Genomic DNA, 12,201 nt, shown 5'->3' on the forward strand with positions numbered 1-12,201 from the left:
CAGAACTGGATTCCATGAGCGCCATCTCCGTCGGCCAAGCCGTCGTCCTCGGAGCCGTCGAGGGAGTGACCGAGTTCCTCCCCGTCTCCTCCACCGGCCATCTGAAGATCACCGAGGGCCTGATGAGCATCCCGGTCGACGACGACGCGGTCGTCGGCTTCTCCGCCGTGATCCAGGTCGGGGCGATCGCCGCCGTGCTGGTGTACTTCCGCAAGGACATCGTGCGGATCGTGTCGGCCTGGTTCCGGGGTCTGCGCCACCGCGAGGAGCGCGTCCACCACGACTACAAGTTCGCCTGGTGGGTGATCTGCGCGACGATCCCGATCGTGGTCGTGGGCCTCGCCGCCAAACCGCTCATCGAGGGCCCGCTGGCCTCCCTGTGGGTCGTCGCGGGCTCGCTGATCGCCGGCAGCGGGGTGATGTGGGCGGCCGACCAGATGGGCCGGCACAAGCGGGGCGAGGACGACACCTCGTTCAAGGACGCGATGCTCGTCGGCAGCTCACAGATCCTCGCGCTGCTCTTCCCCGGCTTCTCCCGCTCCGGCGCCACCATGTCCACGGCGCTCATCCTGGACCTGGACCGCGTCGCGGCCACCCGGCTCTCCTTCTTCCTGGGCATCCCCGCCCTGACCGGCGCGGGCCTGTACGAGCTGAAGGACGCGCTCGGCACCGGTGTGGGCGTCGCCCCGCTGGCCGTCGGCACCGCCGTCTCCTTCGTGGTGGCGTACGCCTCCATCGCCTGGCTGCTGAAGTTCGTCGCCAAGCACTCCTTCAACGCCTTCGTGATCTACCGGATCGTCATCGGCGTCCTGCTGTTCGGGCTGCTGGGCACCGGGGTGCTGAACGGTTGATCCCCGGGCGGTCGATCCCCGGGCGGTCGATCCCCGGCGGGCGGGAAGTTCTGATGCAGACTTCCCGCCCGTTGAATTTTTCGTTTCGGTTCCCTTGACACCAGCCGTACGTAAACCGGAACATCTCTCCCGTGAACCTGTCAGACAGCCAGACAGGTGGTCCGGCACCGCGGCGCGTCAGCGCGATGGAAGCGGTTCTCGGCCACCTCCGTGGCGCCATCGAGCGCGGCGAGTACGCCATCGGCGAGAAGCTTCCCTCCGAGGCGGAACTCTGCCGCACCCTCGAGGTGTCCCGGCCCGTGCTGCGGGAGGCGCTGCGCGCCTTGCAGACCATGGGCCTGACGGTCGCCAAGACCGGCAAGGGCACCTTCGTGATCGCGAACACCGTCGAGGACCCCACCTTCGGCGACTACGCGGCCAGCGACCTGCTGGAAGTGCGCCGCCACGTCGAGATCCCGGTCGCCGGGTACGCGGCCGCGCGCCGCACCCCGGAGAACCTGGACCACCTGGCCCATCTGCTCGACCGCATGGAACGGGAGACGGACACCACCGCGTGGGTCGCGATGGACACCCTCTTCCACCTGGCCGTCGCCGAAGCCGCCCAGAACCCGGTCTTCCGCCGGGTCATCGAGGAGATCCGGGACGCACTGGCGCGTCAGTCGGCCTTCCTCAACGAGCTGGGCGGCCGGCGCGAACAGTCCAACCGCGAGCACCGGGCCATCGTCGAGGCGCTGATCGACGGTTCCGAGCACGACGCGGTGGAGGCGATGAGCCATCACCTCGACCGCGTCGAGACGACCCTCACCGACATCGTGCGCTCCCCCGGCACGATCACTCCCCTGGAAGGCGGACCCGAGGCGTGAGCGAACAGCACCTCAAAGACGAGACGCGCCCCTCGTCCGGTCACATCGACGCCGGAGACCACGGCTACAGCAAGTCGCTGAAGCACCGGCACGTCAACATGATCGCGATCGGCGGTGCCATCGGCACCGGCCTCTTCCTCGGCGCGGGCGGCCGGCTCGCCGACGCCGGGCCCTCCCTCTTCGTCGCGTACGCCGTCTGCGGCGTCTTCGCGTTCCTCGTCGTGCGCGCGCTCGGCGAACTCGTCCTGTACCGCCCGTCCTCCGGCGCGTTCGTGTCGTACGCCCGCGAGTTCCTCGGCGAGAAGGGCGCGTACACGGCCGGCTGGATGTACTTCCTCAACTGGGCCACCACCGGCATCGCCGACATCACCGCGGTCGCCACCTACACCCACTACTGGGGCATGTTCTCCGACATCCCCCAGTGGGTGATCGCCCTGATCGCCCTGGCCGTGGTGCTCACCGTGAACCTGATCTCGGTGAAGATCTTCGGCGAACTGGAGTTCTGGTTCGCCATCGTCAAGGTCAGCGCCCTGGTGATCTTCATGTGCATCGGCATCTTCCTGCTGGTCACCCAGCACCCGGTGGACGGCACCACCCCCGGACCCTCCCTGATCACCGACAACGGCGGCGTCTTCCCCAACGGCCTGCTGCCCATGCTGCTGATCATCCAGGGCGTCGTCTTCGCCTACGCCTCCGTCGAGCTGGTCGGCGTCGCCGCCGGTGAGACCGAGAACCCCGAGAAGATCATGCCGAAGGCGATCAACTCGATCATGTGGCGGGTGGGCCTGTTCTACGTCGGCTCGGTCGTCCTGCTGTCGATGCTGCTCCCCTGGAACAAGTACACGGCCGGCGAGAGCCCCTTCGTCACCGTCCTGTCCAACATCGGCGTCCCCGCGGCCGGCGGTGTGATGAACCTGGTCGTCCTCACGGCGGCCATGTCCTCCCTGAACTCCGGCCTCTACTCCACCGGCCGCATCCTGCGCTCCATGGCCGTCAACGGCTCCGCCCCGAAGTTCACCGCGAAGATGAGCCGCAGCCAGGTCCCGTACGGCGGCATCCTGCTCACCAGCAGTGTCTGTGTCCTGGGTGTCGGCCTCAACTTCGTGGTCCCGGCGGACGCCTTCGAGATCGTCCTGAACTTCGCGGCGATCGGCATCCTCTGTACCTGGGGCATGATCATGATCTGTCACCTGCTCTTCTGGCAGAAGACCCAGAAGGGCGAGCTGACCCGCCCGGACTACCAGCTCCCGGGCTCCCCCTGGACCGAACTCGTCACCCTGTTCTTCCTCGCGTCGGTCCTGGTCCTCATGTACGCCGACGGCGGCGCCGGACGCACCACCGTGCTGTGCCTGCCGCTGATCGTCGCAGCGCTCGTCGCGGGCTGGTACGCCATCCGCCGCAACCGCGAGCGCACCTCGGCCAAGGCCGACGCGTGAACCCGGCGCCGGCCCACGACAACCCCCAAGTGATCCAGGCAGTGATGTACAGCAGTTCCCTCACGGACGCCCCCGTGATCCGTGAACCCCTCCACGCGCCCGTCGCCCACCTCGTGCGGGGCGGGGTGACGGAGGGTGTCCACCACGGCTCGGTCGTCGTCCTCGGCGCGAACGGTGACGTCGAGTTCCAGCTCGGCGACATCGAGGCCGCCTTCTACCCGCGCTCCGCGCTCAAGCCCGCCCAGGCGGTCGCGATGGTGCGGGCCGGGCTGCCGCTCGACGGCGAGCTGCTCTCGCTCGCCGCCGCCAGCCACTCCGGCGAGGAACGCCACCTCGCCGGGACCCTGCGGATCCTCGAGCTGGCCGGCCTCACGGAGGACGACCTGCGCAACGTCACGGACATGCCGTACGACCCGGCGGTCCGCGACACCTGGATACGCGAGGGCCGCCGGCCCTCCCGTCTCGCGCAGAACTGCTCCGGCAAGCACGCGGCCATGCTGTACACCTGCAAGCTCAACGGCTGGTCCCTCGACGACTACCTCGCACCGGAGCACCCGCTCCAGCAGGCGATCGCGGAGATCGTCGAGGACCTCACCGGACAGCGGATCGCCCGGGTCACCGTCGACGGGTGCGGCGCCCCGCTCTTCTCCGTCTCCCTGCACGGCCTCGCCCGGGCCGCCGCCCGGATCACCACGGCGGCGCCGGGCACCCCCGAGGCCCGGGTCGCGGACGCCATGCGCGACCACGCCGAGATGGCCTCCGGCACCGGCCGGGACGTGGCCGCCCTCATGCGGGCCGTCCCCGGCCTGCTCGCCAAGGACGGCTTCGAGGGCGTGGAGGTCGCCGCGCTCCCGGACGGCCGGGCCGTCGCCGTCAAGATCTCCGACGGCGCGAACCGGGCCCGGATCCCGGTCGCCGCGGCCGCCCTCGCCCGCGCGGGCGTCGACCCCGCCCTCCTCACGGAGTTCGCGGGCGAGGCGCTGCTCGGCGGCGGCGAACCGGTCGGCTCGGTCCGCCCGGTACGGGCCCTGGACCCGGTGACCGTCCGCGCCTGCGCCTGACGACTCCGGTGGCCACCGAGTGTGCGCGGTGGCCACCGGCGGACGGCCCGACCCGGTCGTCCGGCGGCCCGATCCGGTCGTCCGGCGGCCCGATCCGGTCGTGCGACGGCCCGATCCGCGAGGTCGTTCCCCCCAGCGTCGGCCGCATCCTCGCCGACGGCCCCGAACCCGCCGGTCCGGTCACCACCGGGCCGGTGTTCCGGCCGGCTCGGGCGGACGTACCCCGTTCCGTCCGAGCCGGCTCCCGTGCCACCCGTCGTCGCCGGCTCCCCCTCACCCTCACCACCCCCAGAAAGAGGACCCGCACCTCATGACCGTCGCAGCCACCCGCAGCGAACACGACCTGCTCGGCGACCGGGACGTCCCCGCCGACGCGTACTGGGGCGTCCACACCCTGCGCGCCACCGAGAACTTCCCCATCACCGGCGCCACCATCTCCGCCTACCCGCACCTCGTGGACGCGCTCGCCGCCGTCAAGGAGGCCGCCGCCCTCGCCAACGAGGAACTCGGCCTGCTGGCGCCCGAGAAGGCCGCCGCGATCGTCGCCGCCTGCCGCGAGATCCGCGAGGGCCGACTGCACGACCAGTTCGTCGTGGACGTCATCCAGGGCGGCGCCGGCACCTCCACCAACATGAACGCCAACGAGGTCGTGGCGAACCGGGCCCTGGAGCTGATGGGCCACGAGAAGGGGCAGTACCAGTACCTGCACCCCAACGAGGACGTCAACCTCGGTCAGTCCACCAATGACGTCTACCCGACCGCCGTCAAGATCGCGACGGTCTTCGCGGTCCGTGGACTGCTCAAGGCGATGGCCGTACTGCAGGACTCCTTCGGCCGCAAGGCCGTCGAGTTCCGCAGTGTGCTCAAGATGGGCCGTACACAGTTGCAGGACGCGGTCCCCATGACGCTCGGTCAAGAGTTCTCGGCCTATGCCGTCATGATCGACGAGGACCGCAACCGTCTTGACGAGGCCGTCCAGCTGATCCATGAGATCAACCTCGGCGCCACGGCCATCGGCACCGGCCTCAACGCTCCCGCCGGCTACGCCGAGTCCGCCCGCCGCCACCTCGCCGAGATCACCGGCCTGCCCCTGGTCACCGCCGCCAACCTGGTCGAGGCCACCCAGGACTGCGGCGCGTTCGTCCAGATGTCCGGTGTGCTGAAGCGGATCGCGGTCAAGCTGAGCAAGAGCTGCAACGACCTGCGCCTGCTGTCCTCCGGCCCCCGCGCGGGCCTCGGCGAGATCAACCTCCCGCCCGTGCAGGCCGGATCGTCCATCATGCCCGGCAAGGTCAACCCGGTGATCCCCGAGGTCGTCAACCAGGTCGCCTTCGAGGTGATCGGCAACGACGTCACCATCACCATGGCCGCCGAGGCCGGACAGCTCCAGCTCAACGCCTTCGAGCCGATCATCCTGCACTCCCTGTCGGAGAGCATCACGCATCTGCGGGCCGCCTGCCTCACCCTGGCCGACCGCTGCGTCGACGGCATCACCGCCAACACCGAGGCCCTGCGCGCGACCGTCGAGAACTCCATCGGCCTGGTCACCGCCCTCAACCCGCACATCGGGTACACCGCGGCCACCGACATCGCCAAGGAGGCGCTCGTCTCCGGCCGGGGCGTCGCCGAACTCGTCCTGGAGAAGGGCCTGTTGCCCGCCGAGCGGCTCGCCGACCTGCTGCGTCCCGAGGTGCTGGCCGGCAGCGGCGCACCTCAGGTGTGACCCCTTCCTGACCTGCGGTGACGCACCAGGACCGGCCCGGAGGCACAATGGTGATCATGACAACGACGTCGTCCCTCGCCTTCCAGCCGGTCCTGGAGCGCATCGCCGAGGAGATGGAGCACACCCCGGGCCGCGGCCGGCCCGCCGACTACATCCCGGCGCTCGCCGCCCGCGATCCGCACAGCTTCGGCATGGCCGTCGCCGAACTCGACGGCACGGTGTACGGCGTGGGGGACTGGCGCGAGCCGTTCTCCACGCAGTCCATCACCAAGGTCTTCACCCTCGCCCTCGACCTGGCCCGCGAGGGCGACGCGCTCTGGGAGCACGTGGGCCGCGAGCCCTCCGGCAACCCCTTCAACTCCCTGGTCCAGCTGGAGTACGAGCACGGCATCCCGCGCAACCCGTTCATCAACGCGGGCGCCCTCGTCGTCACCGACCGCCTCCAGACCCGTACCGGGGACGCGTCCGGCGAACTCCGCGCCTTCCTGCGCGCCGAGAGCGGCAACCCCGTGCTCGACTTCGACGCGGAGGTCGCCGCGTCCGAGTCCGCGCACGGCGACCGCAACGCCGCCCTCGCCCATTTCATGGCGTCCTACGGCAACATCGACAACCCCGTGCCGGCCCTGCTCGACCAGTACTTCCGCCAGTGCTCGCTCACCGCGTCCTGCGCCGACCTGGCCCTCGCCACCACCTTCCTCGCCCGGCACGGCATCCGCGCCGACGGCACCCGGCTGCTGACGCGCAGCCAGGCCAAGCAGGTCAACGCGGTGATGCTGACCTGCGGCACCTACGACGCGGCGGGCGAGTTCGCCTACCGCGTCGGGCTGCCCGGCAAGAGCGGGGTCGGCGGCGGCATCATCGCCGTCGTGCCCGGCCGCTGCACCCTGTGCGTATGGAGCCCCGGCCTCGACGAACGGGGCAACTCGGTGGCGGGCGTGGCGGCCCTGGACCGCTTCACGACCCTGACGGGGCTGTCGGTGTTCTGAGCCCGCCGTGCGCACACCGCCCGGTCACGCGCAGGTCCCCGGGCGGAGGGCGGCACGTCAGGTTCCGGCCATCCCGCGTTGACACCCTGACCGAGTGTTGGCCATGGGTTTGCCCGTCGATCTCCGTCGCTGCCAGGTCATCGGCCTGGCCGGCACGGTCTGTCTCGCGCTGGGCGGAGAGAGCGCCGGCGCGCTGCCCGCGCGGGAACTTCTGGCCCCGTCCTCCGTGCACGCCGTCCTCGGTCTGGTCGGCGTGTACTTCGGGCTGGTGCTGCTGACCGCGGCCTGGATCCTCCTCGGCGGACTCGTCCGCGGCGCGGACCCGCCGACACCGCGCGCCCTGGTGCTCGTCCTCGCGGTCTGGGCGGCGCCCTTGGTGGTGGGGCCGCCGCTGTTCAGCCGGGACGTCTACAGCTATCTCGCCCAGGGCGCGATGGTGGACGCGCACATCGACGTGTACACCCACGGCCCGGCCCGGCTCGGCGGCCCGCTCGCGGCCGAGGTCGCCCCGCTGTGGCAGCACACCGGAGCCCCGTACGGACCGGTCTTCATGGCCGTCGCCGCCGCGCTGTACGGCCTGACCCACGGGGAACTGCCCGCCGGGCTGCTCGGCATGCGGCTGGTCGCGCTGTGCGGGGTGGCGCTGATGGCGGCCGCGCTGCCCCGGCTCGCCCGGCACAGCGGCGCCGACCCGGCCGCCGCCCTGTGGCTGGGCGTCCTCAACCCGCTGGTGCTGCTGCATCTGGTGGCGGGCGCCCACAACGACGCCATGATGCTGGGCCTGCTCGGGACCGGGCTGGTCGCCGCGCTCGCCCGGCGGCCGGTCCCGGCGGCCGTCCTCGTCACGCTCGCGGCCCTGGTCAAGGCCCCCGCGATCCTGGGCCTCGCCGCGGTCGTGCTGCTGGCCGTGCGCGCGGGCCGGCATCCTGTGCGGGCCGTCCTGGCCACCCTGGCCGCCTGCGCCGCCACCACGGTCGCCGCGACCGCCCTCGCGGGCACCGGATACGGCTGGATAGCCGCCCTCAGCACTCCGGTCTCCCCGCAGAACTGGGCCCTCACCAGCCTCCTGGGCCGCGCCACGGGTGCCCTTCTCGACCACCTCGGCAGCGATCTCGCCCCGCTGGCCGTCCCCGCCTGGCACGCGTTCGGCCTGGCCGTCACCGCCGTCGCCCTGGTCGCCATATGGTGGCGGCTGCGCCCCCGCCCGGTGTACGCGCTCGGTCTCAGCCTCGCCACGGTGGCCGCGTTCGGCCCGGCGATCCGCCCCTGGTACGCCCTGTGGGGCCTGTTCCTCATGGCCGCCGCGGCCCCCAGCACCTCGGTACGGCATCGCATGGCGGCCGTGGCCGGTGTCCTGGCCCTCGCCGTCCTGCCGGACGGCGGGCCCGCCGACGGCAGCCGGCTGCTCCTCGCGGTCTGCGGCGGCGCGCTCGCCGTGGTCGTCCTCTGGCAGGCCCACCTCGCGGCCCAGGCACCGGCCGCGCTGGGGCGTACGGCATGAGAGCGCCCGCCACCGACCGCGGCCGTCTGCTGCTGCTGGGCTGCCTGGTCGCGGCCGTCACCCTGTTCACCGCCACGGTCCCGCTGCTGCGCGACTGGTTCGACCTGCGGGTCTACTACGGCACCGTCAACACCTGGATCCACCACGGCGGCCGTGTCTACGACTACCGGGTGCCGGGGACGCCGTACGGCTTCACCTATCCGCCGTTCGCGGCCGTCACCATGCTGCCCATGGCGCTGGTCGGGCTGCGGACCGCGATCGCGGTCGCCCTGCTGCTCAACCTGGCGGCGCTGGCCGTCGTCGTCCGTGTGCTGGCGGGGCCGGGCTGGCGGCGGCACGGCTGGTACGGCGCGGTCCTCGCGGCCTGTGTCCTCGCCCTGTTCGAACCGCTGCGGGACACTTTCAGCTTCGGCCAGGTCAACCTGCTCCTGCTGGCCCTGGTCCTGGCCGACGCCTGGCTGCTGGCGAGCGGCCGGGGCCGCTGGGCCGGGGTCGGCATCGGGCTCGCGGCGGCCGTGAAGCTCACCCCGGCCGTCTTCATCGGGCTGCTGCTGATCGCCCGCCGCCGACGCACGGCCGCCGTCGCGACGGCCGTCGCGCTCGCCGCCACGGGGTGCGCGGCGCTGGTCGCCCCGGACGCGTCCCGGTTCTACTGGACGCGGGCGCTGTGGGACACCAGCCGCGTGGGCCGGCTCGGCTATGTGTCGAACCAGTCGCTCCAGGGCGTCCTGGCCCGGCTCGGCGTGGACAGCAAGGCCGTGTGGGCGGTGCTGGTCGTGGTGGTGCTGGGCGTGTGGGCGCGGCGGGCCCGGCAGGCGGTGGACGCGGGGCACTGGCAGGCGGCCTTCGCCCTCACGGGCGTCACCGCCTGCCTGGTCAGCCCGGTCACCTGGGTGCACCACCTGGTGTGGCTGCTGCCGTCGTTCGCCGTCCTGGTGCGCGCGGGGCACGCGCGCGTGGCCGGTGCCCTGTACGCCGTGCTGTGCACCAGCGTGGTGTGGCTCTGGTTCGACGACGCGTCCGGCGTCGACGGCTTCCTCGGCAGCAACACCTACACCTGGGTCACGCTGGGCCTGCTGCTGTTCCTGCCGGCCGGTCAGCCGCGCGCCGAGCGCCGCCCCACGAGCCACAGCGCCAGCGCGACGACGGACCCGCCCAGCACGGCCGCCCCCGCGATCGCCGCCACCCGTGACCAGCCCGGACGCCCGGCCGCGACGGCGACGGGCACGGCCGCCGGGTGCGCCACCGACCGCGCCGCGGGGTCGGCCACCGGCCCGGCGGCGGGCCTGGGCCGGGCGCGCAGCGCGTCCAGCGACCCCACCGGCTCGACCCGCCCCCCGGCCGCGAACCCCCAGTCGAGCAGCTCGCGCGCCTCCTCGTAGACGGCGTGCCCGCCGCCTCGCTGCGGATTCATCACCGTGACGAGGAGGGTGCGCCCGCCCCGGCGGGCGGCGGCGACCAGGGTGTTGCCCGCGTTGCTCGTGTAGCCGTTCTTGACGCCGATCAGCCCCGGGTACGGCTCGACGCCGTCGTGCCCGGTCAGCAGCCGGTTGGTGTTCGCGATGCCGTACGACCCGCCCGCCCGCCCGGGGAAGGTCGCCTCCGCCAGGCCGCAGTACCGCGAGAAGTCCGCCCGGCGCAGCCCGGCCCTGCCGAACACCGCCAGGTCGTACGCCGACGACACCTGCCCCGGCGTGTCGTAGCCGTCGGGTGAGCGGACGTGGGTGTCCAGCGCGCCCAGCGCCCGCGCCTTCTCCTGCATCCGCGCGGTCGTCGCCCGCCAGCCGCCGCTGAGGGCGGCCAGGACGTGCACGGCGTCGTTGCCGGAGTTCAGGAACACCCCGCGCCACAGATCGGCGACCGAGTACGTCTGCCCCTCGGCGACACCGACGAGACTGCTGCCCGGCCCGATGTCCGCGAGTTCCTCCTCGGACACCTCGTGCCGGACGCCCGCGGGCAGGACCGGCAGCACGGTGAGCGCGAACAGGGTCTTGAGGGTGCTGGCGGGCGGCAGCTTGCGGTGCGCGTTCGCGGCGGCGAGCACCTCGCCGCTCCCGGCGTCGGCCACCAGCCAGGACAGCGCCGAGAGGTCGGGGACCTCGGGGGCACCGCGGCGGGGTCTGACCTGCGTACCGGGACGGAAGAGGAGCGACGGCTTCGGGGCGTGCGCCCGTTCCGGCGTCCGCGCCCGCACCGTCGCGGGGCCGGGGCCGGCTCCGGGAGGGGCGGCGGCCGCGGTGGGCCCGAGGGCCAGGGCACCTGCCGCACAGAAGACACCGGCCGACAGTCCGACCCGAGAAGGGAATCCGATCTTCATATGATCAACGTAGGAATCCGGGAGGCGTTCCCCGTGCTGCCCGTGCCGTGCGCCGGTCAGTGAGCACCCGGATGCCGCACGCTCAGCGGGCCGAGGGCAGCGTCGGCTGGATCCGCCGCAGGAACGTCGCGTTGTCGGGGGTCTCCCGCAGCCGCTCCAGGAGCGTCTCCAGGTTCGTCTGGCCGTCGCGGGTCTGGAGTGCCCGGCGCAGTCCGCGGGTCGCGGTCAACTCGGCGGGGGAGAGGAGGAGTTCCTCGCGGCGGGTGCCGGAGCCGTTGATGTCGACGGCCGGGAAGACACGGCGCGAGGCCGGTTCGCGGTCGAGGCGCAGCTCCATGTTGCCGGTGCTCTTCAGCTCCTCGAAGAAGAAGTCGTCGGCGCGGGAGCCCGTTTCGACCAGCGCGGTGGCGAGGATGGTGAGCGAGCCGCCCTCCTCGGCGGCCCGGGCGGCCCCGAAGAACCGCTTGGGTCCGATCAGCGCGGTCGCGTCGACGCCGCCGCTGAGGGTACGGCCCCCGGCGGCGGCCGTGTTGTTGTGCGCCCGGCACAGCCGGGTCAGCGAGTCGAGGAGGATCACCACGTCCTCGCCCGCCTCGACGAGCCGCTTGGCCCGCTCGACGACGAGTTCGGCGAGGGCGATGTGCTGCCGGGGCGCCCGGTCGAAGGTGGAGGCGTACACCTCGCCGCGCACCGAGCGCCGCATGTCGGTGACTTCCTCGGGGCGTTCGTCGAGCAGCAGCACCATCAGCCGGGCCTCGGGGTGGTTGCCGGTGACGGCGGCGGCGAGCTGCTGGAGCAGCACGGTCTTGCCGGTCTTGGGCGGCGCGACGATCAGCCCGCGCTGGCCCTTGCCGACGGGCGCGATCAGATCGGTGACCCGCCCGGCCAGTCCGGCGGCCGGGTGTTCGAGACGAAGTCGCCGGTGGGGGTGGACAGGAGTGAGGTCACGGAAGTGCCGGCGGCCGTTCAGGGCCTCGGGCGTACGGCCGTTGACGCGCGCCACCTCGGTCAGGGCGCGCTGCGTGCCGCGCACCCCTTCGACGAGGTCGCCCTTGCGCAGTCCGTGACGGCGGATCAGGGCGGCCGGGACCTGGAGGTCGGCGGGCGTGGGCAGGCAGTCGGCGGCACGCAGGTGCCCCTTCCCGCTCGCGTCGATGTCGAGGACACCGGCGGCGACCCGGGCCGGGGGCTGCTGCACAGGGGGGTGTTCGAGTGTGGTGGTCATGATGGTCTGTCCTTTCACGGACGGAAGGCATGAGGGATGAGGCATGCGAAGGAAGGGGGTGGGGCCGCGAGGGGAGGGCGCGTAGCGCACCTCGGGCGGCGGGAAGCAGCACCTCGGACACGGCGGCACGGAGCCGCTGACGAGGTGGTGCGGGAAAGCCACTGCGCCGGCCGGAAGAACGGCGGGCGGATCAGCTGGTTGAAGGAGACTCAGTACCGCGCCCCGACGGGGACTTACA

General features: G+C 72.4%; 9 protein-coding genes and 1 pseudogene. 8 read left to right on the forward strand and 2 right to left on the reverse strand.

The features are described from left to right. Positions 1-14: 14 nt before the first annotated feature. The 8 genes from AQJ64_RS22700 (at position 15) to AQJ64_RS52070 (ending at position 9,803) form a co-directional block, all read left to right on the forward strand. On the forward strand, positions 15-851 hold the full coding sequence (locus AQJ64_RS22700) for an undecaprenyl-diphosphate phosphatase (protein ID WP_055636160.1): 837 nt from the start codon (positions 15-17) through the stop codon (positions 849-851). A 185-nt stretch (positions 852-1,036) separates the two neighbouring features. After that, positions 1,037-1,714, forward strand: coding sequence for a FadR/GntR family transcriptional regulator (locus tag AQJ64_RS22705; RefSeq protein WP_055636161.1), 678 nt, complete (start codon positions 1,037-1,039; stop codon positions 1,712-1,714). Then, positions 1,711-3,150 carry an amino acid permease gene (locus tag AQJ64_RS22710; protein WP_055636162.1) on the forward strand — a complete coding sequence of 480 codons (1,440 nt, stop codon included), beginning with the start codon at positions 1,711-1,713 and terminating at the stop codon, positions 3,148-3,150. Before AQJ64_RS22705 ends, AQJ64_RS22710 begins: the two co-directional genes overlap by 4 nt. A 44-nt stretch (positions 3,151-3,194) precedes the next feature. Continuing rightward, the gene (locus AQJ64_RS22715; protein ID WP_055636163.1) at positions 3,195-4,211 is read left to right on the forward strand and encodes an asparaginase; all 1,017 of its coding nucleotides are present in this window, start codon (positions 3,195-3,197) and stop codon (positions 4,209-4,211) included. A gap of 310 nt (positions 4,212-4,521) precedes the next feature. Beyond that, positions 4,522-5,934 carry an aspartate ammonia-lyase gene (gene aspA, locus AQJ64_RS22725; RefSeq protein WP_055636165.1) on the forward strand — a complete coding sequence of 471 codons (1,413 nt, stop codon included), beginning with the start codon at positions 4,522-4,524 and terminating at the stop codon, positions 5,932-5,934. Positions 5,935-5,981: 47 nt separating this feature from the next. Then, positions 5,982-6,920 (forward strand): glutaminase, encoded by a 939-nt coding sequence (locus tag AQJ64_RS22730; RefSeq protein WP_055636166.1) that lies wholly within the window; start codon positions 5,982-5,984, stop codon positions 6,918-6,920. 103 nt (positions 6,921-7,023) lie between these two features. After that, on the forward strand, positions 7,024-8,421 hold the full coding sequence (gene mptB, locus AQJ64_RS22735) for a polyprenol phosphomannose-dependent alpha 1,6 mannosyltransferase MptB (protein WP_055636167.1): 1,398 nt from the start codon (positions 7,024-7,026) through the stop codon (positions 8,419-8,421). Then, positions 8,418-9,803, forward strand: coding sequence for a glycosyltransferase 87 family protein (locus AQJ64_RS52070; RefSeq protein WP_055636168.1), 1,386 nt, complete (start codon positions 8,418-8,420; stop codon positions 9,801-9,803). Before mptB ends, AQJ64_RS52070 begins: the two co-directional genes overlap by 4 nt. A 35-nt stretch (positions 9,804-9,838) precedes the next feature. Here the strand turns inward: AQJ64_RS52070 and AQJ64_RS46255 are convergent. Both AQJ64_RS46255 and rho read right to left on the reverse strand, forming a co-directional pair. Next, a pseudogene (locus tag AQJ64_RS46255) lies at positions 9,839-10,738 on the reverse strand (D-alanyl-D-alanine carboxypeptidase family protein); the annotation flags it as partial. 82 nt (positions 10,739-10,820) lie between these two features. Beyond that, positions 10,821-11,963, reverse strand: a complete 1,143-nt coding sequence (gene rho / locus AQJ64_RS22745; protein WP_059202939.1) for a transcription termination factor Rho — start codon at positions 11,961-11,963, stop codon at positions 10,821-10,823. Between the last annotated feature and the right edge of the window lie 238 nt (positions 11,964-12,201).

The sequence above is a fragment of the Streptomyces griseoruber genome (genome assembly GCF_001514205.1).
In the GTDB taxonomy this organism is placed as follows: Bacteria; Actinomycetota; Actinomycetes; order Streptomycetales; family Streptomycetaceae; genus Streptomyces; species Streptomyces griseoruber.

Excerpts from the sequence above, each read along its gene's own strand:
- AQJ64_RS22700 (WP_055636160.1), top strand. The coding sequence starts at position 15 with ATGAGCGCCATCTCCGTCGGCCAAGCCGTCGTCCTCGGAGCCGTCGAG.
- AQJ64_RS22705 (WP_055636161.1), top strand. The coding sequence starts at position 1,037 with ATGGAAGCGGTTCTCGGCCACCTCCGTGGCGCCATCGAGCGCGGCGAG.
- AQJ64_RS22715 (WP_055636163.1), top strand. The coding sequence starts at position 3,195 with ATGTACAGCAGTTCCCTCACGGACGCCCCCGTGATCCGTGAACCCCTC.
- aspA (WP_055636165.1), top strand. The coding sequence starts at position 4,522 with ATGACCGTCGCAGCCACCCGCAGCGAACACGACCTGCTCGGCGACCGG.
- AQJ64_RS22730 (WP_055636166.1), top strand. The coding sequence starts at position 5,982 with ATGGTGATCATGACAACGACGTCGTCCCTCGCCTTCCAGCCGGTCCTG.
- mptB (WP_055636167.1), top strand. The coding sequence starts at position 7,024 with ATGGGTTTGCCCGTCGATCTCCGTCGCTGCCAGGTCATCGGCCTGGCC.
- AQJ64_RS52070 (WP_055636168.1), top strand. The coding sequence starts at position 8,418 with ATGAGAGCGCCCGCCACCGACCGCGGCCGTCTGCTGCTGCTGGGCTGC.
- rho (WP_059202939.1), bottom strand. The coding sequence starts at position 11,963 with ATGACCACCACACTCGAACACCCCCCTGTGCAGCAGCCCCCGGCCCGG.